22 protein-coding genes and 1 tRNA gene are annotated in these 17,579 nt (G+C 64.0%); 7 read left to right on the top strand and 16 right to left on the bottom strand.

What is annotated here, in order from left to right; translation table 11 throughout:
• Window positions 1-52: 52 nt before the first annotated feature.
• From folD to argB, 4 genes are all read right to left on the bottom strand, one after another.
• Window positions 53-949: a bifunctional methylenetetrahydrofolate dehydrogenase/methenyltetrahydrofolate cyclohydrolase FolD gene (gene folD, locus OOT33_RS08710; RefSeq protein WP_307749631.1), complete on the bottom strand. Its 897-nt coding sequence runs from the start codon at window positions 947-949 to the stop codon at window positions 53-55.
• Window positions 946-1,266, bottom strand: a complete 321-nt coding sequence (locus OOT33_RS08705) for a DUF167 family protein (protein ID WP_307749630.1) — start codon at window positions 1,264-1,266, stop codon at window positions 946-948. Before OOT33_RS08705 ends, folD begins: the two co-directional genes overlap by 4 nt.
• A gap of 4 nt (window positions 1,267-1,270) precedes the next feature.
• Window positions 1,271-1,561, bottom strand: coding sequence for a YggT family protein (locus OOT33_RS08700; protein WP_307749629.1), 291 nt, complete (start codon window positions 1,559-1,561; stop codon window positions 1,271-1,273).
• A gap of 193 nt (window positions 1,562-1,754) precedes the next feature.
• A complete protein-coding gene (gene argB / locus OOT33_RS08695) occupies window positions 1,755-2,660 on the bottom strand; it encodes an acetylglutamate kinase (protein ID WP_307749627.1) in 906 nt (301 codons plus the stop codon).
• A gap of 221 nt (window positions 2,661-2,881) precedes the next feature.
• Between argB and dinB the strand changes: the two genes are divergently transcribed.
• Window positions 2,882-3,961, top strand: coding sequence for a DNA polymerase IV (dinB, locus tag OOT33_RS08690; protein WP_307749626.1), 1,080 nt, complete (start codon window positions 2,882-2,884; stop codon window positions 3,959-3,961).
• Between the two features lie 17 nt (window positions 3,962-3,978).
• On the opposite strand, the gene OOT33_RS08685 is transcribed toward dinB, so the two are convergent.
• The 6 genes from OOT33_RS08685 to gluQRS all read right to left on the bottom strand — a co-directional run bounded on the left by OOT33_RS08685 (window position 3,979) and on the right by gluQRS (window position 8,327).
• The gene (locus OOT33_RS08685; protein WP_307749625.1) at window positions 3,979-5,019 is read right to left on the bottom strand and encodes a rod shape-determining protein MreB; all 1,041 of its coding nucleotides are present in this window, start codon (window positions 5,017-5,019) and stop codon (window positions 3,979-3,981) included.
• Between the two features lie 150 nt (window positions 5,020-5,169).
• Complete coding sequence (locus OOT33_RS08680) at window positions 5,170-5,574, bottom strand: hypothetical protein (RefSeq protein ID WP_307749623.1); 405 nt, start codon at window positions 5,572-5,574, stop codon at window positions 5,170-5,172.
• An 86-nt stretch (window positions 5,575-5,660) separates the two neighbouring features.
• The gene (locus OOT33_RS08675) at window positions 5,661-6,530 is read right to left on the bottom strand and encodes a 3-hydroxyacyl-CoA dehydrogenase NAD-binding domain-containing protein (RefSeq protein ID WP_307749622.1); all 870 of its coding nucleotides are present in this window, start codon (window positions 6,528-6,530) and stop codon (window positions 5,661-5,663) included.
• A gap of 90 nt (window positions 6,531-6,620) precedes the next feature.
• The gene (locus tag OOT33_RS08670) at window positions 6,621-7,202 is read right to left on the bottom strand and encodes a cob(I)yrinic acid a,c-diamide adenosyltransferase (RefSeq protein WP_307749621.1); all 582 of its coding nucleotides are present in this window, start codon (window positions 7,200-7,202) and stop codon (window positions 6,621-6,623) included.
• Window positions 7,203-7,220: 18 nt separating this feature from the next.
• Window positions 7,221-7,451, bottom strand: a complete 231-nt coding sequence (locus OOT33_RS08665) for a twin transmembrane helix small protein (protein ID WP_307749620.1) — start codon at window positions 7,449-7,451, stop codon at window positions 7,221-7,223.
• 9 nt (window positions 7,452-7,460) lie between these two features.
• Window positions 7,461-8,327: a tRNA glutamyl-Q(34) synthetase GluQRS gene (gene gluQRS, locus OOT33_RS08660; protein WP_307750340.1), complete on the bottom strand. Its 867-nt coding sequence runs from the start codon at window positions 8,325-8,327 to the stop codon at window positions 7,461-7,463.
• A 134-nt stretch (window positions 8,328-8,461) separates the two neighbouring features.
• Here gluQRS and OOT33_RS08655 point away from each other — a divergent pair, with 134 nt between their 5' ends.
• Window positions 8,462-9,043: an HNH endonuclease gene (locus OOT33_RS08655; protein ID WP_307749619.1), complete on the top strand. Its 582-nt coding sequence runs from the start codon at window positions 8,462-8,464 to the stop codon at window positions 9,041-9,043.
• A 21-nt stretch (window positions 9,044-9,064) separates the two neighbouring features.
• Here the strand turns inward: OOT33_RS08655 and OOT33_RS08650 are convergent, their stop codons facing one another.
• The gene (locus OOT33_RS08650; RefSeq protein WP_307749618.1) at window positions 9,065-9,259 is read right to left on the bottom strand and encodes a hypothetical protein; all 195 of its coding nucleotides are present in this window, start codon (window positions 9,257-9,259) and stop codon (window positions 9,065-9,067) included.
• A 155-nt stretch (window positions 9,260-9,414) separates the two neighbouring features.
• On the opposite strand from OOT33_RS08650, the gene murA reads away from it, so the two are divergent.
• Entirely contained in the window at window positions 9,415-10,698 is a 1,284-nt protein-coding gene (gene murA, locus OOT33_RS08645) for a UDP-N-acetylglucosamine 1-carboxyvinyltransferase (RefSeq protein WP_307749617.1), read from the top strand.
• A gap of 15 nt (window positions 10,699-10,713) precedes the next feature.
• On the opposite strand, the gene OOT33_RS08640 is transcribed toward murA, so the two are convergent.
• The 4 genes from OOT33_RS08640 to OOT33_RS08625 all read right to left on the bottom strand — a co-directional run bounded on the left by OOT33_RS08640 (window position 10,714) and on the right by OOT33_RS08625 (window position 11,867).
• The gene (locus tag OOT33_RS08640) at window positions 10,714-10,905 is read right to left on the bottom strand and encodes a hypothetical protein (protein WP_307749616.1); all 192 of its coding nucleotides are present in this window, start codon (window positions 10,903-10,905) and stop codon (window positions 10,714-10,716) included.
• 66 nt (window positions 10,906-10,971) lie between these two features.
• On the bottom strand, window positions 10,972-11,178 hold the full coding sequence (locus OOT33_RS08635) for a cold shock domain-containing protein (protein WP_307749615.1): 207 nt from the start codon (window positions 11,176-11,178) through the stop codon (window positions 10,972-10,974).
• Window positions 11,179-11,293: 115 nt separating this feature from the next.
• Window positions 11,294-11,566: a hypothetical protein gene (locus OOT33_RS08630; protein WP_307749614.1), complete on the bottom strand. Its 273-nt coding sequence runs from the start codon at window positions 11,564-11,566 to the stop codon at window positions 11,294-11,296.
• Between the two features lie 166 nt (window positions 11,567-11,732).
• A complete protein-coding gene (locus OOT33_RS08625; RefSeq protein WP_307749612.1) occupies window positions 11,733-11,867 on the bottom strand; it encodes a hypothetical protein in 135 nt (44 codons plus the stop codon).
• 120 nt (window positions 11,868-11,987) lie between these two features.
• Between OOT33_RS08625 and OOT33_RS08620 the strand changes: the two genes are divergently transcribed.
• Window positions 11,988-12,062: transfer RNA gene (locus OOT33_RS08620), tRNA-Thr, on the top strand.
• A gap of 118 nt (window positions 12,063-12,180) precedes the next feature.
• Here OOT33_RS08620 and OOT33_RS08615 read toward each other — a convergent pair.
• Window positions 12,181-13,236, bottom strand: coding sequence for a methyl-accepting chemotaxis protein (locus OOT33_RS08615; RefSeq protein WP_307749611.1), 1,056 nt, complete (start codon window positions 13,234-13,236; stop codon window positions 12,181-12,183).
• Window positions 13,237-13,490: 254 nt separating this feature from the next.
• Here OOT33_RS08615 and rpe point away from each other — a divergent pair, with 254 nt between their 5' ends.
• From rpe to purH, 3 genes are read left to right on the top strand one after another with little or no spacing between them, the layout of a single operon-like run.
• On the top strand, window positions 13,491-14,153 hold the full coding sequence (gene rpe / locus OOT33_RS08610; RefSeq protein WP_307749610.1) for a ribulose-phosphate 3-epimerase: 663 nt from the start codon (window positions 13,491-13,493) through the stop codon (window positions 14,151-14,153).
• Window positions 14,150-15,898, top strand: coding sequence for a heparinase II/III family protein (locus OOT33_RS08605; RefSeq protein ID WP_307749609.1), 1,749 nt, complete (start codon window positions 14,150-14,152; stop codon window positions 15,896-15,898). The genes rpe and OOT33_RS08605 overlap by 4 nt, the downstream gene beginning before the upstream one ends.
• Before the next feature lie 15 nt (window positions 15,899-15,913).
• On the top strand, window positions 15,914-17,503 hold the full coding sequence (purH, locus tag OOT33_RS08600) for a bifunctional phosphoribosylaminoimidazolecarboxamide formyltransferase/IMP cyclohydrolase (RefSeq protein WP_307749608.1): 1,590 nt from the start codon (window positions 15,914-15,916) through the stop codon (window positions 17,501-17,503).
• The last annotated feature ends 76 nt before the right edge of the window (window positions 17,504-17,579 follow it).

Below are 17,579 nucleotides of genomic sequence, written 5' to 3'. Positions count from 1 at the left end.
GTAACGGGGTTTGCAGATCTTGCGCCCTAAAATGCGCTAATCCTTGAACCCGTTATAGCCCCTCCGGCGCCTCCACGCCAGCGCGGGCACAGGCGGCGACCAAAGTGTTGCGCAGCAGCACCGCGATCGTCATCGGCCCGACGCCGCCGGGCACCGGTGTGATCGCGCTGACGTGGCTGATCGCCTCGGCGGTGGCGACATCGCCGACGATCTTGCTCTTGCCTTCTTCCTCAGGGTCCGGCACCCGGTTGATGCCGACGTCGATGACGACCGCGCCCGGCTTGATCCACTCGCCCTTGATCATCTCCGGACGGCCGACGGCGGCCACGACAATGTCCGCACGGTGGACGACGCTGGCGAGGTCTTTCGTCCGGCTATGGGCGATGGTGACGGTGCAGCTCTCGGCCAGCAGCAACTGCGCCATAGGCTTGCCGACGATATTGGAGCGGCCCACCACAACGGCTTCCAGCCCGGCAAGGTCACCCAGCTCATCCTTCAGCAGCATGAGGCAGCCGAGCGGCGTGCACGGCACCAGTGCGGGCAGGCCGACGGCGAGGCGGCCGCTGTTTATGACATGAAAGCCATCAACGTCCTTGGCCGGATCGATCGCGGCGATCACCGCCTGCTCGTCGAGATGTTTGGGCAGCGGCAGCTGGACGAGGATGCCGTCCACGCGCGGATCGCCGTTCAGCTCCTCGATCAGCTCCAGCAGCTCGTCGGCGCCGATGCTCGCGGGACGGCGGAACTCGAAGCTCTCCATACCGGCGGCTACCGTCATCTTGCCTTTGTTGCGCACATAGACCGCGCTCGCCGGGTCTTCGCCCACCAGCACCACCGCAAGGCCGGGCGCGCGGCCGGTGCGTGCGGCGAACGCGGCCACCCCTTCCGCAACCTGCTCACGCAGCCCCGCTGCAAACGCCTTGCCGTCTATCAGCTTGCCTATGGTCATGGTCTGTCCAGTTCTTTCCCTATTCGTCCGGCGTCACTGCCGTATCCTGTGAGCCGCAAACGCTTCAACCGGCTCGTGTCGCCCGACTCGAGCACGATGTCCCTTGCGGCAATGCCGAGCCGCCCTGCAATGCTCTGGATCAAGGCGGCGTTGGCTTTGCCCTTTTCCGGTACCGCGCGCACGCTGGCCTGAAGCCACAGCGCGCCCTTCTCGTCCTGCCATGTGCCGCCGATCTGTTCCTTCCCGCTTTTGGGGCTGAGGCGGATGGCAAGCAACAGGTCTTCGCCATCAACGCGCAGAAAGGACGACCGGTTCACGGCATCACAGCATTGAGGAGAACAGCCCCGGCAAGATCGTCTGAAGGATGATGATGATCAGCAGCACCACCATCGGCGAAAGATCGAGCGCGCCGAGATCCGGCATCACCTTGCGGATCGGGCGATAGAGCGGCTCGGTCAGCCGGTCGAGCGCGATCCAGATCGAGCGCACCACCTCGTTATGCGTGTTGATCACGTTGAATGCGATCAGCCAGCTCATGATCGCCTGAACGATGATGATCCACCACAGCACATTCAAGAGGATCATGATGATCTGGAACAGGGCGATGACCATGAAGTCTCCTTAGTGGGTGGCCTGCGCTGCTTTAGCCTACCGCATCCCGCGCGCACAAGCGTCGATATTCGGTTCGGTGCCAGCCCGCTCCCCCTCCCAACCTCCCGACAGGGTATCCCATGGGAGGTTGGGAGGGAGAGAGGGCTGGTGCGGACCATCCGAAGCGCAGCGCAGCTGCCTGTTTCGGATCAAATTAACTGCGCACCAGCGTGCCCGCGCCGCGCCGGGTGAAGATTTCCAGCAGCATCGCATGCGGCACGCGCCCGTCGAGGATGACGGCGGCGTCGACTCCGCCCTCCACCGCCATCACGCAGGTGTCGAGCTTCGGGATCATGCCACCGGTGATGGTGCCATCGCCCTGCAGCGCCCGGATCTTCGCGGGGTCAAGGTCGGTCATCAGCTCGCCCTGCTTGTCGAGAACGCCGGGAACGTCGGTTAGCAGGAAAAAGCGTTTGGCCTTCAGTTCGGCCGCGATCGCGCCCGCCATCGTGTCGGCATTGACGTTGTAGGTGTGGCCATCCGCGCCGATGCCCACCGGCGCGACGACGGGGATGATGCCGTCCTTGGTCAGGCTGTCCAGTATCCGCCGGTCGACCTGCACCGGCTCACCCACAAAGCCGAGGTCCACGTGCCGTTCGATGCCGCTATTGGGGTCTGCCTCCCGCCTGCCGGCGACCTTCTCGCACAAAACGAGGCCGCCATCCTTGCCCGAAATGCCGACGGCGCGGCCTCCCGCCTGGGATATCCAGCCGACGATCTCCTTGTTGATGCTGCCTGCCAGCACCATTTCGGCGATCTGTGCGGTCTCCGCGTCCGTAACCCGCAGGCCGCCGACGAACTGCGATTCGACGCCCAGCCTCTTCAGCATCGCGCCGATCTGTGGCCCGCCGCCATGCACGACGACGACATTGATGCCGACCGCCTTCATCAGCACCACGTCCTCGGCAAAGTCGCGCGCGGCCTCGGGGTCGCCCATCGCATGGCCGCCATATTTCACCACGAAGGTTTCGCCGGTGTAACGCTGGATATAGGGCAGCGCCTCGACAAGCGTTTCGGCCTTGGCGAGCAGGGCGGGTTCGGGGGCGTATTTGTTGCTCATGGCCGCGCCCCTTAACGGGATTTCGAGTGAAATGGAACATTTCACGACTCGGAAATCGCGAAAACGGAAGCCGCGTTTTGTGGCGGGCCTAAAGGAGATGGCGTTTACGCTGGCGGTGACAGCAGGGATGGCCGAAGGCCCGTGTCATCCGGCCACGATAAATCTGCGCATCGTGCCTGCCGCCTGTTCCCATTTTGTTCATTTTTTCCTATCCTTGCCGGATGGCGGATTCGACGCATCGCAAGATCATTCATGTCGATATGGATGCTTTCTATGCGTCGGTCGAGCAACGCGATGATCCGGCGCTGCGGGGCAAGCCTGTTGCCGTCGGATCTGCCGCCGCCCGTGGAGTGGTCGCGGCGGCGAGCTATGAAGCGCGCGCATTTGGGGTGCGCTCGGCACTGCCCTCGGTCACGGCATTGCGCCGCTGCCGCGAGCTGATCTTCGTGCGGCCGCGTTTCGACGTTTACAAGGCCGTCTCGCAACAGATTCACGCGATCTTCGCCGACTATACCGACCTGATCCAGCCGCTCTCGCTCGATGAAGCCTATCTCGACGTTACCGCCAACCGCCGAGGGATCGAGACGGCATGGAAGACGGCGAAGGAAATACGCGCGCGGATTTTGGACGAGACCGGGCTCACCGCATCGGCAGGCATTTCATACAACAAGTTTCTGGCAAAGCTCGCTTCGGACCAGCGCAAGCCCAACGGCCAGTTCGCGGTGACGCCCGATATGGGGGCGAGCTGGGTGGAGAGCCTGCCCGTTGCGCGCTTCCATGGGGTCGGCCCGGTCACTGCCCGCAAGATGGCGCGCCTCGGCATCGAAACGGGCGCGGACCTGCGCGCCAAGTCGCTGGCCTTCCTCCAGCAGCATTTCGGCAGCTCGGCCGAGTGGTATCATGGCATCGCGCGCGGCATAGACCATCGCCCGGTCAATCCGGACCGCGAGCGCAAGTCATCCGGGTCGGAGACGACGTTCGACAGGGACCTGTTCGATGATGGAGAAATCGAGGCAGGTGTGCTTTCCCAGGCCGACGATGTCTGGAGCTGGTGCGAGAAAGCGCAGGCTTTCGGGCGAACCGTGACGGTAAAGGTCAAATATGCGGATTTTCAGATCATTACGCGCAGCCGGACGCAGCCGATGCTGGTCAGCACGCGGGAGGCTTTGCGCGACGCGAGCCTCGCATTGATCAGCACGGTGCTGCCGACCGAGAAGGGCATCCGCCTCGTCGGCGTGACGGTCTCCAATTTCGATCGGCAAGGTGTGGAGGCGACCGACCTGCTGCCTCTGTTCGGATAGCGCGGGGCGGCTGAAGGTTAGGCGGGTGTCAGAACACCGTCATAGGCGGGATCCTCAAGCGCTTTGCCCGCGCCCAGCGCAACGCAGATAAGCGCGTTATCCGCCACGTTCACGTGCAGCCCGGTCGTCACGGCAAGCGCTTCGTCCATATGATGCAAGAGCGCGCCGCCCCCGGTCAGGGTAATGCCCTCGTCGATGATATCGGCGGAGAGTTCGGGCGCGGTCTGCTCAAGCGCGTTCATCACGGCGCCTCTGATCTGGCCCACAGGCTCGGTCAATGCCTCGGCAATCTCGTGCTCCGTAATGTCTATTTCCGCGGGCCGTCCGTTGACCAGATTGCGCCCTTTTACGATCAGTTCACGGCCGTTGCCCTCCGGCACCATCGCCGACCCTATGCTGTGCTTGATGCGTTCGGCGGTCATTTCGCCGATCATCAGATTATGCGTGCGACGGATGTGCGAAACGATGGCGTCATCCAGCTTGTCTCCCCCCACGCGCACCGAGTTGCTGTAGGCGATCCCGCGCAGCGACAAGACCGCCACCTCGGTCGTCCCTCCGCCGATGTCGACCACCATGGCGCCGCGAGGCTCGGTCACCGGCAGGCCCGCGCCGATCGCCGCCGCCATCGGTTCCTCGATCAGCTGCACGCTGTATGCGCCAGCTGCCGAGGCCGCATCGCGCAGCGCCCGGCGCTCCACCATCGTCGATCCGGAGGGGACGCAAATCACGATCCGGCACCGCCGGCCGAACCTGCTGCTGCGCCCCAGTGCCTTGTCGATGAAATGCTTGATCATCTGTTCGGCCACATCGATATCGGCGATCACGCCATCACGAAGCGGGCGCATCGCCTGAATGTTGGCGGGGGTCTTGCCCATCATCAGCTTGGCTTCATTGCCCACGGCCTTGACGCGGCGCACGCCATCCTGCGTTTCGATTGCGATCACTGACGGTTCGTTGAGGACGATGCCGCGCTCGCGAACATGGACCACGGTATTCACCGTCCCCAGATCAATCGCCATATCGTGGGAGGAGGACGCAAATAGCCTTGGTAATCGCATGGGGTTCCAGACAGCAACGTATATCAGTTGCGTTTGGCTGTGCGGACCTCATAGCGCCTGAGGAAAGGACGCTGCGCCGACATGTATCAATTTCGGGTCTGGTCGAACCCCCTGCACCATCGCAAAGCGCTATCCGCTGACCCTCACCTTTCAGAAGAGCAGGGTTAGCGGGTCCGGCATGGGCGCGCGCTGCTGCGCCTTCACCAGCGACACGACGGTGCGCACGATCACCCAGACGCAGGCGAGCAGCAGGATCGGGAAGCCGATGAGGATCAGCATGGTGAGCACGCCCAGCACGGAGGCTGCCAGCCCTATCCAGAAGGTGCGGATGAGATAGGTATAGTGCGTCGCTTCCCATGGCTCATGCGGCTCGGCCTTCCAGACATAGGCCAGCACAAGGCCGATCAACCCGCTGACGCCTGTGATCAGCGATCCGGCATAGAGCAGGCCGATGATCGTCGGCCGGTTGAAATCGAAGCTACCGACAGGCGTCGCGGGCGGCGGAGCCGCAGGCTGGGGCGGTGGGGGAGGAGTGCCCTGGTCGAGTTCGCTCATGATGCGTCCCTTCGTCTCGAAGACGGGGCGCATCATGACGCATTTTTGCTTGTCGACAAGTGATTTTCAGGATTCGGCCCTGTGCCTCAGAAGCTCGGCACCGGCTCCGGCCCGGAATAATCGTAAAAGCCCTTGCCGCTCTTGCGGCCAAACCAGCCTGCCTCGATCATTTTGGTGAGGATCGGTGCCGGGCGATATTTCGGATCACCGAAATCCTTCTGGAACACGCGCAGCACTTCCAGGATCGTGTCCAGCCCGATCATGTCCGCCAGCGTCAGCGGCCCCATCGGGTGCCCGAGGCCGAGCCTGATGCCCTTGTCAATGTCAGGGATGGAGGCCAGACGTTCGCCGACTGCAAAAAACGCCTCGTTGAGCAGCGGGAGCAGGATGCGGTTGACGACGAAGCCGGGGTAGTCCGCCGCGACGATCATCTGCTTGCCGAGCTTGTCGCCATAGCCTTGCGCGATACGGGTGGTCTCGGGCGCGGTGGCGAGGCCGTTGATAAGTTCGACCAGCGGCATCAGCGGCACGGGCGAGAAAAAGTGGATGCCGATGAAGCGAGCCGGATCTGCGGCATAGCTCGCCAGCCGGGTGATGGAAATGGACGAGGTGTTGGAGGCGAGAATAGCGTTGGAGGCAAGCACCTTGCCCACCGCCTCGAAGATCTTGGCCTTGATTTCCTCGCGCTCGGTGGCGGCCTCGATGATGATTTCCGCCGCGCTCATCGGCGCATAATCGGCCACCGGTTCTATGCGGGCAAGCGTCGCGTCGAGATCACCCTGCGCCATCTTGCCTTTCTCGACCTGCTTGCCGAGAACTTTAGCGATACCATCCTTGCCCGCCTGCGCACGCGCGAGGTCGAGGTCTGACAGGAACACATGATAGCCGGCCAGTGCGCTCACCTGCGCGATGCCTGAGCCCATCAGCCCCGCGCCGATCACTCCGATTGTGCCCATGTCTTTCCCTTCCCGTAAGCGTAAAGTCGGTTGGACAGCCCTATGCGTCGGCGAAGTTTATTCCGCAATGCAAAAAATAATAGAATGATCTCAGCGCGAGGCGCCGGGCACCCATTTTATGTCACCCTGCCCGCCGAGCGCCGGCGTGGCGTTGACATGCCTCGCAAGTACGAACAGCAGGTCCGACAGCCGGTTGAGATAGGTGCGCGCGGGCGGGTTGAGGGTGCGCGCCTGCGAGGCGGCCACTACGCTTCGCTCCGCCCTGCGCGTGATCGCGCGGGCAAGATGCACCGCCGCCGCTGCGGCCGAGCCGCCGGGCAGGATGAAGCTGTCCAGCGCGGGCAGCGCCTCGTTCAGCCGGTCGATTTCCGCTTCAAGGCGCTCGACCTGCCCCGGCGTGATGCGCAACGCCCATTCCGGGTCCGCGCCCTCCGTCACCGGGGTGGCGAGATCAGCGCCCAGATCGAACAGGTCGTTCTGGATGCGCCGCAACAGCGCGGCCTCGTCGCAGTCTCCCAGTGCGGCGACCGCCATGCCGATCGCGCTGTTCGCCTCGTCGACATCGCCCACAGCCTGCATGATCGCGTCATGCTTGGCCACGCGTGAGCCATCGACCAGCCCGGTTGTGCCATCGTCGCCGGTGCGCGTGTAAATCTTGTTGAGCTTGACCATCCGGGGGAGGCGCCGATGCTAATGGCCGCGTGACATCAGCAGCAAGGCGATGATGATGATCGCGATCGCCTGAAACATGATGCGGCCCATCATCGCCCTGTTCTGTTTCAGGCCCGATGCGCTGGGGCCGTCCGGCCCGGCTTTGAGATCCGCCTCGGTTGTCTTCAGAAAGGTGACGATGCCCTTGATGAGCATGAACAGGGTCGCGCCCATGGCGGCGATCAGCAGGATGATGAGGAAGACGTTCATGCGCCGACTCTAGGGGGTAAGGATGCGGATGCCAACCGGAAAGCGACCGGCGCGCAAGTCGGCGCGCAGCTTCCCCGGATCCGTGCCCGCTGCGCGCAGTTCCGCGAGGGAAATACCGCCCGTCCGCTTGGCGAGCCGCTTGCCCTGCGCATCGCCCAGCAGCGGGTGATGGCGATAGACGGGGGTGGGAAGACCGAGCAGCGCCTGCAACAGCCGGTGGATGTCTGTCGCGGCAACAAGGTCCTGCCCGCGCAGCACATGAGTGACGCCCATCTCGGCATCGTCGAGCGTCGCGGCGAGGTGATAGCTGGTTGGCGCGTCCTTGCGGGCGAGCACGACGTCGCCTGCACGCTCGGGATGGGCGGGGATGGGGCCGTGGTCCATGTCGACCCAGGTCAGCGGCCCGACGGGCGCCACGGCCTGCGCCATGTCGAGCCGCCAGCAGTGCGAATATCCGGCGGCGATGCGCCTCGCGCGTTCCGTATCGCTCAGCGATCTGCAGGTGCCGGGGTAAAGCGGGCCGTCGCTGCCATGGGGAGCCGAGCCGCTGGCCGCGATTTCCGCCGCAATCTCCGCCCGTGTGCAGAAGCAGGGATAGACCAGGCCCTGCGCCTTCAGCGTGCCCAATGCGGCATCATAGAGCGCGAGCCGGGCAGACTGGAACACGACATCGCCATCCCACTCCACCCCCAGCCAGCGTAGATCCTCCATGATCCCCGCCACATGCTCCGGGCGGGAACGCACGCCGTCTATGTCCTCGATCCGCAGGCGCATCACCCCGCCAAGCTCGCGCGCCAGATCTTGTCCCATCAGCGCAGACCAGCCGTGGCCGATGTGCAGCCGGCCCGTCGGGCTGGGGGCGAAGCGCGTCACCATTGGCCGCACTATATGCTGTATGTCGGCGTTGTTCGTCACACTGACTCTTGACGGCTGATAGTGGTTAATGCTGTCATGGCGCTGTCACGCTTATCGGCGATCAGCGGGGCGCAACAAGGGGGTTGTGAGCATTTATGTATCATCCCGACCTGATTAAGCCCGAAGACCACTGGCATGTGGAACGATGCCCGGCGCTCGTGCTGAACGCCGACTACACCCCTTTAAGCTATTATCCACTGAGCCTGTGGCCATGGCAGACCGCGATCAAGGCGGTGTTTCTGGACCGGGTGGACATCGTTTCCAGCTATGAGCGGGAGGTGCACTCACCCAGCCTGCAGATGAAAATTCCTTCGGTGATCGCGCTGAAGCAATATGTGCGGCCCAGCCAATATCCCGCGTTTACGCGCTTCAACCTGTTCCTGCGCGACAAGTTTCAGTGCCAATATTGCGGCAGTCTGAAGGACCTGACGTTCGACCATGTCGTGCCGCGGCGCGCGGGCGGACGCACGACATGGGAGAATGTCGCTACCGCCTGCTCACCCTGCAATCTCAAGAAAGGCGGGCGCACGCCGCGCGAGGCGCATATGCACCTGCATGTGCAGCCGATCCGGCCGACCACGTGGCAGCTGCAGGAGCATGGCCGCGCCTTCCCCCCCAACCATCTGCACGAAAGCTGGCACGACTGGCTCTACTGGGATGTGGAGCTTCAGCCCTGACGCGCAGCGCGCCCGGGCGGCTTATCCCGCAATGAAGAAGTGGTGTACCGCCAGCCCGAACAGCGCGGCAGAGATTGCGGCGGTCACGCCGACAAGGAAATAACCAACCAGCACCATGATCGCCGGTGTTTTCTGCTGGCGCTTCTGATTCGCGCGCAGGCTCGAAAAAACAAAACTCAACAACATCCCATATGTCAGTGCCGCAAATTCGATCATCGCCCAAATCCCTGGAACTCTCTTCGCTCACGGCCGTTCATAAACAAAACTGGTTAACGGCCAATATCGTGCGTGCGGAAATGCGATGAACCGTGCGACCGAACCCGTGCGGCTGTTCCCTTGCGCGCGACCAATTAACCGTTATTACGCGGCAGATGGATCGCATCATCATTCGCGGCGGAAACCGTCTTTCCGGCCGCCTTCCCATCTCCGGCGCGAAAAATTCCGCCCTCGCCCTGCTGCCGTGCGCGTTGCTGACGGACGAGCCGGTGACGCTGCGCAACCTTCCCCGCCTGGCGGATGTGGACAGCTTCGGCCATCTGCTCAACCAGCTCGGCGCATCGACGATGATCGAGGGCGCGCGGCCGGAGGATTTCGGCCGGGTCATGACGATGCGCGCCGGGCGCATCACCTCTACCGAGGCGCCCTATGACATCGTCCGCAAGATGCGCGCGTCGATCCTCGTGCTCGGCCCCCTGCTCGCCCGCGCCGGCGAGGCGACAGTGTCGCTGCCCGGCGGCTGCGCCATCGGCAATCGACCGATCGACCTGCACCTGAAGGCATTGGAGGCTTTCGGCGCGCATATCGAGCTGGCCGCGGGCTATGTGAAGGCGTCCGCGCCCGATGGCGGCCTGCCCGGCGGCAAATATGTCTTTCCGGTCGTCTCGGTCGGCGCGACGGAAAACGCGCTGATGGCGGCCAGTACGGCGAGCGGAACCTGCATTCTGGAGAACGCAGCGCGCGAGCCGGAAATCACCGATCTGTGCCGTATGCTCATCGCCATGGGTGCGGAGATCGAGGGCGTGGGCACAGACCGGCTGGTGATCCATGGCAAGCCCCGCCTGCATGGCGCGACCTATGCCGTGATGCCAGACCGGATCGAGGCGGGCAGCTATGCCTGCGCTGCGGCGATCACCGGCGGCGATGTCGAGCTGGTGGGTGCCCATGCCGACGACATGCAGGCGGTGCTGACCGCGCTGCGCGACTGCGGCGTGCATGTGGAGGTTGAGCGCAACTCCATTCGTGTGGCGGCGGAGGGGCGGCTGCTGCCGCTCACGCTATCGACCGCACCGTTCCCCGCCTTCCCGACGGATATGCAGGCGCAGTTCATGGCGATGCTGACCCTGGCGGATGGCGCGAGCGTGCTGACAGAGACGATCTTCGAGAACCGCTATATGCACGTGCCCGAGCTGGCGCGCATGGGCGCGGATATTTCTGTCAATGGCCGCACGGCGGTGGTGCGTGGCGTCGAGAAGCTGACCGGCGCACCGGTGATGGCGACGGACCTGCGCGCTTCGATGAGCCTCATCCTCGCAGGTCTTGCGGCGGAGGGCGAAACCCAGGTCAACCGCGTCTATCACCTCGATCGCGGCTATGAACGGCTGGAAGAAAAGCTGCAGGCAGTCGGCGCGGATATCGAGCGCGCCAGCGACGGCTAAACAAGCCGCGCGGCGTCAGTCGGTCGGCGGCTCATCCAACGCGAGTCTGTCGCTCTTGGTTTTTTCGATGCGCTCTGCGCGCTCGGCCATCTGTTCCCAAGCGGTGGCGGAGCGGATGCATCGTTCGCGCACATTGCCGAGCGCGGTTTCGTGCGCATCGCTGCGCGCCTGATCGGCCTGTGTTCTGCAAAATGCGGCATATTTCATACCCGGTCCTTTCCGGCACGCGGGGGGAGCGGGCGCTATCACGAGGGACAGCGCCCGTCCTTGAGATCAGGCTGTCTGGATATTGACGGCGGACTGCTTGCCGCGCTTGTCCAGCTCCAGCTCGTAGGAGATGCGCTGATCCTTGTCGAGCGAGCGCAGGCCGGCGCGCTCCACGGCGGAGATGTGAACGAACGCGTCGTTTCCGCCATCTTCGGGCGCGATGAAGCCATAGCCCTTGTCAGTATTGAAAAATTTGACTGTGCCGGTAGGCATAGGTAGTTCCTTGAGTTTATCCGCGCGCCATCGGAGCGCGGCGTAAGCCGGGCCGGGAAACGAATATGACCGAGGCGCCGCCCGACCCGGTCAGCGCATCCGAAAGGAATGGCGGTTACCGATAGGGTTGCGGCGCGCGCCTTATATACAGGCCGGATCGCGTGACCGGCCCCAGAATCAGATCTTTCTTCATGCGGATGCGCAGATTGGCAGCGCCATCGCTGTTGTTGAGCACCACGCGGGTGCCGCCCGATTGCAGCGGCTCGATCACCGAGATGCCGATGGCGTGCTTTTCGCAGCATTCGATTACCGCCTGCATCGCGGCGTCGATATGGACGGCGCGGCTCAAACGAGGGTGATCCTGCGCGAGGTCAAATAGGCGCGACATAACTGCCGCGTTATGAGAGAAAGAATCACTCCACACTCCCGAACGGCAAGCGGGAGCGCGTTGGTCTCTCAGTTACGGCGAATGCTTGCGGGCCAGTTTCGCGGCAATGACGCCCTTTTAGCAGAGATAGCCCGCGCTGTCGCGCTTTATAATCTCGCGCCTGGTGTCAGCGGCCCCGCTCCCCGTCATCGGCGGCGCCTGCCTGCTGCTCGGTCGCCCGCTCTTGCGCCTTCCTGCGGCGAAGATTGGCGCGCAGCTGCTCCGCCAGCCTTTTTTTACGATCTGTTTCCGTTTCCGCCATATAGGGGCGTTAACCAAAAAGCGCGGGGCAGCTCAAGCCTTGCTTGACTTTTTGTGCAAGGCGAGGCCATAGGCCCGGCTCCGGCTGGCGCCCCGTGCGCCTCCTGCCGATGTGGCGGACGCTGCTGTAGCTCAGTGGTAGAGCACTCCCTTGGTAAGGGAGAGGCCGAGAGTTCAATCCTCTCCAGCAGCACCACCCGGTTTCGTCTCAGCGCGATCTTCCGTCCGATGCGCCTGATGCCTCTCCGATAACAGGCTGGCACCGCCGCCGTCCGCGCGCAGGATAGTCGGCGAACCTGTGCGCACAGGCTTTCTCAGTGCTTGACCTGAAACTCGCCCTCGCTGCCCGCTGCTGCACTCATCTTGCTTTCGATACAGCCGTACCAGCCTAGTCCTTGATAGGTTTCGTACCCCGGCGTCAGGGCGTAGCAGACCATACGCTGCTTTTCCTGATAATAGCCCTGTCTGGCGTCGGTCTTGATTGGGTAAATCTCGCTCAGCGAGCAGGGCTTGTCTGACGCGGCGATGACCTGATGCTTGGAATTGAGCAGCATGACCCGCGTATCCGCCCGTTCCGCCTCGGTGAGGGCTACGCCCTGCACGATGGCGCGCGCCTGCGGCTCCCAGTCAAAGAAGATGCCGAGCACGCCCAACACCTCGCCATCGGTCGCACCGCCCTTGCGGATCGCGGTGGAATAGGTTGCCACCTGCGCGTTGCCGAGCACGCTGTTGCGCGTGATGTCGCATACCGCAAAATCGTCGCCGCTTCGGGTGGCGAGGCCGCTCGTGAACCATTCGGCGTCGGACACGTTCTGGTTGATGGCTTTGGGGAAACGCTCGCCGCGCCCGGTTGCGATCACGCGGCCGGAGCGATCCGCCACCCACAGGTCGAGATAGACGGTGTAGGACCGCAGGATGGTAGCCAGCCGTTCGCAGGCATAGGCGCGCGCGCTGTCCGTCCCCTGTTGCAGCACGCCGACGACCGCGCTGTCCGTCGCCCACCAGCGCACGTCGCAGGAGCGCTCGTAAAGGTTGCGGTCGATGATTTCCACCACATTGCGGGCAAGGTCGGCAAAGCGCTGGCCTTTGAACTCCTGCATCATATGGCGTCCGGCGCTTTCGATGCGGGCGGTGTTGGCGGCGATTTCGCTTTGTAGCTGGGCAGAGAGGGCATTCACCTCTTCCGCCACCACGCCCATTTCGCGCGCGACTACGCCAAAGCCCAGTCCTGCTTCGCCCGCCCGGGTCGACTCGAGCCGCGCGTTCATGGAAAGCATCCGGGTGCGCATCATGATGCGGTCGATCACCGCGATCTTTTCACCTGTGATGCGGGATACCTCGAAAGCCAGTTTCAATATGTCGTCTTGCATGATCAGATTCACCTCGGCACGAGTGAACCCTCTCCCTGATGTCCCCACATCTGTTTGTTGATCTCAGTTTTTACAAGTCTTCCCTAATTATGACTTAACTATCAATGGAATTCTTGCCCGGCTTATCAGGTTATCGAGATTTTTGCGTATTGCCGGCTGCTGGGCAACGCTCGTCTCCCCGTGCTGAAATTTCGGCGCACGGAACGGGAACCCCTGTTGCGCCGCAGCGTGTGCGCGGGTAAGGCGAACCCTTCATGGACCGGCCCATTCTCATTTCCCCCTCTATCCTCTCGGCGGACTTTGCCCGTCTGGGTGAGGAAGTGCGCGCCATCGACGCCGCCGGGGCGGACTGGGTGCATGTTGATGTGATGGACGGCCATTTCGTGCCGAACATCACGATCGGCCCGATGGTGGTGAAGGCGCTGCGCCCCCACACCGCCAAGCTGATGGATGTGCACCTGATGATCACGCCGGTCGACCCGATGCTCGATGCCTTTGCCGAGGCAGGCAGCGACCTCATCACCGTGCATCAGGAGGCGGGACCGCACCTCCACCGCACCATCCAGCGGATCAAGGCGCTGGGCAAGAAGGTCGGCGTCTCGCTGAACCCCTCCACCCCGGCAAAGATGCTCGATTATGTGCTGGAGGAGATCGATCTGGTGCTGGTGATGAGCGTCAACCCCGGCTTCGGCGGGCAGAGCTTCATCGAGAGCCAGCTGCGCAAGATCGAGGCGATCCGCAAGAGCATAGAAAAGCTTGGCAAGCCCATCCATCTGCAGGTGGATGGCGGCGTGGACCAGAACACCGCGCCGCGCGTCATTGCCGCCGGGGCGGACGTGCTGGTGGCGGGCACGGCAACCTTCCGCGGCGGGCCGGATGCTTATGCCGCCAATATCAAGGGGCTGCGCGGCGCATGAACGACCTGTCCAACCCCTTTTTCCAGAACGAAAACCGGGAAGCGGACGGCATCGAGACCGGCAAGCGCCTCATCCGCCTGTCCAACGACAAGGGCAGCTCGCTGGCCGAGCGGATCGCCAACCAGTTCTACCGCCTCACCTGGCGCACGCCGCTGCACAACATGCGGCTCAAGGGCAAATATCCGCTGAAATTGCTCGCCGCGCCGCAGGACAAGGTGGCGGGTGATGCGCGCGCCGGCAAGGCGATCCGCGCCGGGCATTTCCTGTTTCGTGGCGCGAAAATGCCGCTGGGCGATGTGGATTTCGCCGCTCCGATGGCCGCGCCGCTTGCTGAATATCTTCACGGCTTCCGCTGGCTGCGCGATCTCGGCACCACGGCGACGCGCGAGCAGGGCGCGGCGATTGCCGAGGCGATCACGCGGCGCTGGCTCTCCGCCCATGCCGAAAAGCCGAGCGAGCCCGCCTGGGCCCCTGAGAATGCGGGCTGGCGGCTGATCTTCTGGGCGTCTTATGCCCCCTATATCCTCTCCAGCAACGATCTTATCTATCGTTCGCTGGTGCTGACATCGTTCGCCCGCACCGCTCGCCATCTCGATCGCAGCGCGGACAAGGCGGCTGTCGGCCTTCCGCGTCTTGTCGGCTGGGGCGGCATCGTCGCGGCGGGGTTGCTGCTGCCGGGCGGCGGGCCGCGTCGCGCTTTCGCCGAGGCGGGCCTCAAGCGGGCGCTGGAAAGCGCGCTCTACAGTGACGGCGGCATTGTCAGTCGCTCGCCGATCGACCTGCTGCGCACGGTCGAGCTGCTCTCGATGCTGAACGCCGCCTATGATGCGGTGCGCGAGGAAGCGCCGAGCTGGTTGACCGAGACGCTGGCGCGCACTGTCGCCGCGCTGCTGGGGATTACCCATGGTGACGGCGGACTCGCGAGCTGGCAGGGCGCAGGCGCGATCGATGCCGCGCATGTCGACCGCGTGGTGCAGGCGAGCGGGGTGCGCACCCGGCCGCTGCGGCAGGCGCGCGATTGGGGCTATCAGCGCCTCGCCGCCGGGGCGACCGTGTTGCTGGTCGATGCGGCGCCGCCACCAGCGACCCGTATGGCAGGGGTCGGCTGTGCCTCGACCGGCGCATTTGAATTGAGCGACGGGCCGGACCGGCTGATCGTCAGCTGCGGCGGGGCGGATCTCGCAGGCGCGCTGATCCCGGAAGAACTGGCGCAAGGACTGCGCACCACGGCCGCGCACAGCACGCTCATTCTCGACGAACGCAATTCCACCGCCATCCTTCCGGATGGCACGCTGGGGCGCGGCGTCACCGAGGTGGAGCTGCACCGGCAGGAGCTGGAAAACGGCAGCCGTATCGAAATCAGCCATGACGGCTATGTGCGCCGCTTGGGCTATATGCACCGCCGCCTGCTGCTGCTGAGCAATGACGGCAAGGATGTGCGCGGCGAAGACATGCTGCTGCCCGCCCAGCGGCGCAGGAAGCCCTCGGCCGTGCCCTATGTGCTGCGGTTCCACCTCGCGCCGCATGTGGATGCCTCGTTGACGGCAGACGAACAGGGCGCGCTGCTGCGCATAGACATGGCGGCGCTGTGGCAGTTCCGCTGCGGCGCGGGCAAGCTCGCCATCGAGGACAGTCTGTGGGTGGATGGCGAGGGCCGCCCCCATGCCAGCAAACAGCTGGTCGTCAACGCAATGGCCGAGCCGGGCGGAACCTCGCTGGGCTGGCTGTTGAAGCGGGTGGGTTAACGGGGAAAATCTGACATGACCAATGTGAAGATCGGGCGGGCGCTGTTGTCGGTGTCCGACAAGACGGGGCTTGTGGATCTGGGCAAGGCATTGGCCGCGCATGGCGTGGCGCTGGTGTCTACCGGCGGCACCGCAAAGGCGCTGCGCGAGGCGGGGCTGGACGTGGCGGACATATCCGACCTCACCGGCTTTCCCGAGATGATGGACGGGCGGGTGAAGACGCTCCACCCCAAGGTGCATGGCGGGCTGCTCGCCGTGCGCGGCAATGCCGAGCATGTCGCCTCGATGACCGAGCATGCGATCGAGCCGATCGACCTCGTGGTGGTGAACCTCTATCCCTTTGCGCAGACGGTGGAGAAGGGCGCGAGCCGCGAGGAAATCATCGAGAATATCGATATCGGCGGCCCTTCGATGGTCCGCTCCGCCGCGAAGAATCATGAGAGTGTGACGATTGTTACCGACCCCGCCGACTATGCGCGCCTGATCGCGGAGATGGCCGCTCATAACGGCGCCACCACCTACGATTTCCGCCGCCTGTGCGCGGCGAAGGCCTATGCCGCTACCGCCGCCTATGACGGGATGATCTCGCAGTGGTTCATGACCGCCGATCAGGGCGAAAAATTCCCGCCCAGCGTGACGATGACGCGCAAGCTCGTGATGCCACTTCGTTATGGCGAGAACCCGCATCAGGAGGCGGCGCTCTATGTTTCCAGCATGCCCCATGTTTCCGGCATCGGCCAGGCGAGCCAGGTGCAGGGCAAGGAGCTGAGCTACAACAACTTGAACGACGCCAATGCCGCGCTGGAACTGCTCGCCGAATTCCGTGATGGCCCGCCGACGGTGGTGATCGTCAAGCACGCCAATCCCTGCGGCGTCGCGACCGGCGCCACGCTGGCCGAGGCGTACAAAAATGCGTTCGAGTGTGACAGTGTCTCGGCGTTCGGCGGCATCATCGCCGTCAATCGCCCACTCGATGGGCCGACAGCGGAAGCGATCAGCGGCATCTTCACCGAGGTTGTCGTCGCGCCCGGCGCGGATGACGCCGCCAAGGCGGTGTTTGCGAAGAAGAAGAATCTGCGCCTGCTGCTGACCGAAGGCCTGCCCGATCCTGCGCGCGGAGGCCAGAGCGTTACCGTGATCGCGGGCGGCATTCTGGTGCAGGATCGCGACAATGGCCGTGTGACGCGCGACATGCTGAAGACCGTGACCAGACGCGCCCCGACCGAGCAGGAAATTACCGACTGCCTGTTCGCCTGGACCATTGCCAAGCATGTGAAATCGAACGCTATCGTCTATGCGAAGGACGGCGTGACGGCGGGCATCGGCGCGGGCCAGATGAACCGGCGGGACAGCTCGCGCATCGCCGCCGCCAAGGCCAAGGAAGCGGCCGAAACCTTCGGATGGACCTCGCCGCGCACCGTGGGCAGCGCAGTCGCGTCAGACGCGTTCTTCCCGTTTGCCGACGGGCTGCTGGCAGCGGCGGAGGCCGGCGCCACTGCGGTGATCCAGCCGGGCGGCTCCGTGCGCGACGACGAGGTGATCGCCGCAGCGGATGAAGCGGGACTGGCGATGGTGTTCACAGGCATGCGCCACTTCCGGCATTGACATTCCGCTCATGCGGATGACGGCACCAGCCCGCTCCCCCTCCCAACCTCCCGACAGGGTAAGCTATGGGAGGTTG

The sequence above is a fragment of the Sphingobium sp. DEHP117 genome, from assembly GCF_030867385.1.
Lineage (GTDB): Bacteria > Pseudomonadota > Alphaproteobacteria > Sphingomonadales > Sphingomonadaceae > Sphingobium.
Note: the sequence above shows the minus strand (reverse complement) of the source record. Positions and strands in the feature narration are given on the sequence as shown.

Coding starts and splice junctions, on each gene's coding strand:
- OOT33_RS08640 (WP_307749616.1), bottom strand. CDS start 10,905: ATGAAATATGCCGCATTTTGCAGAACACAGGCCGATCAGGCGCGCAGC.
- OOT33_RS08630 (WP_307749614.1), bottom strand. CDS start 11,566: ATGTCGCGCCTATTTGACCTCGCGCAGGATCACCCTCGTTTGAGCCGC.
- rpe (WP_307749610.1), top strand. CDS start 13,491: ATGGACCGGCCCATTCTCATTTCCCCCTCTATCCTCTCGGCGGACTTT.
- purH (WP_307749608.1), top strand. CDS start 15,914: ATGACCAATGTGAAGATCGGGCGGGCGCTGTTGTCGGTGTCCGACAAG.
- gluQRS (WP_307750340.1), bottom strand. CDS start 8,327: ATGGTGACGCGCTTCGCCCCCAGCCCGACGGGCCGGCTGCACATCGGC.
- dinB (WP_307749626.1), top strand. CDS start 2,882: ATGGCGGATTCGACGCATCGCAAGATCATTCATGTCGATATGGATGCT.
- OOT33_RS08615 (WP_307749611.1), bottom strand. CDS start 13,236: ATGCAAGACGACATATTGAAACTGGCTTTCGAGGTATCCCGCATCACA.
- OOT33_RS08670 (WP_307749621.1), bottom strand. CDS start 7,202: ATGGTCAAGCTCAACAAGATTTACACGCGCACCGGCGACGATGGCACA.
- OOT33_RS08625 (WP_307749612.1), bottom strand. CDS start 11,867: ATGGCGGAAACGGAAACAGATCGTAAAAAAAGGCTGGCGGAGCAGCTG.
- OOT33_RS08665 (WP_307749620.1), bottom strand. CDS start 7,451: ATGAACGTCTTCCTCATCATCCTGCTGATCGCCGCCATGGGCGCGACC.
- OOT33_RS08650 (WP_307749618.1), bottom strand. CDS start 9,259: ATGATCGAATTTGCGGCACTGACATATGGGATGTTGTTGAGTTTTGTT.
- OOT33_RS08605 (WP_307749609.1), top strand. CDS start 14,150: ATGAACGACCTGTCCAACCCCTTTTTCCAGAACGAAAACCGGGAAGCG.
- OOT33_RS08680 (WP_307749623.1), bottom strand. CDS start 5,574: ATGAGCGAACTCGACCAGGGCACTCCTCCCCCACCGCCCCAGCCTGCG.
- OOT33_RS08635 (WP_307749615.1), bottom strand. CDS start 11,178: ATGCCTACCGGCACAGTCAAATTTTTCAATACTGACAAGGGCTATGGC.
- folD (WP_307749631.1), bottom strand. CDS start 949: ATGACCATAGGCAAGCTGATAGACGGCAAGGCGTTTGCAGCGGGGCTG.
- argB (WP_307749627.1), bottom strand. CDS start 2,660: ATGAGCAACAAATACGCCCCCGAACCCGCCCTGCTCGCCAAGGCCGAA.
- OOT33_RS08700 (WP_307749629.1), bottom strand. CDS start 1,561: ATGGTCATCGCCCTGTTCCAGATCATCATGATCCTCTTGAATGTGCTG.
- murA (WP_307749617.1), top strand. CDS start 9,415: ATGGATCGCATCATCATTCGCGGCGGAAACCGTCTTTCCGGCCGCCTT.
- OOT33_RS08675 (WP_307749622.1), bottom strand. CDS start 6,530: ATGGGCACAATCGGAGTGATCGGCGCGGGGCTGATGGGCTCAGGCATC.
- OOT33_RS08655 (WP_307749619.1), top strand. CDS start 8,462: ATGTATCATCCCGACCTGATTAAGCCCGAAGACCACTGGCATGTGGAA.
- OOT33_RS08685 (WP_307749625.1), bottom strand. CDS start 5,019: ATGCGATTACCAAGGCTATTTGCGTCCTCCTCCCACGATATGGCGATT.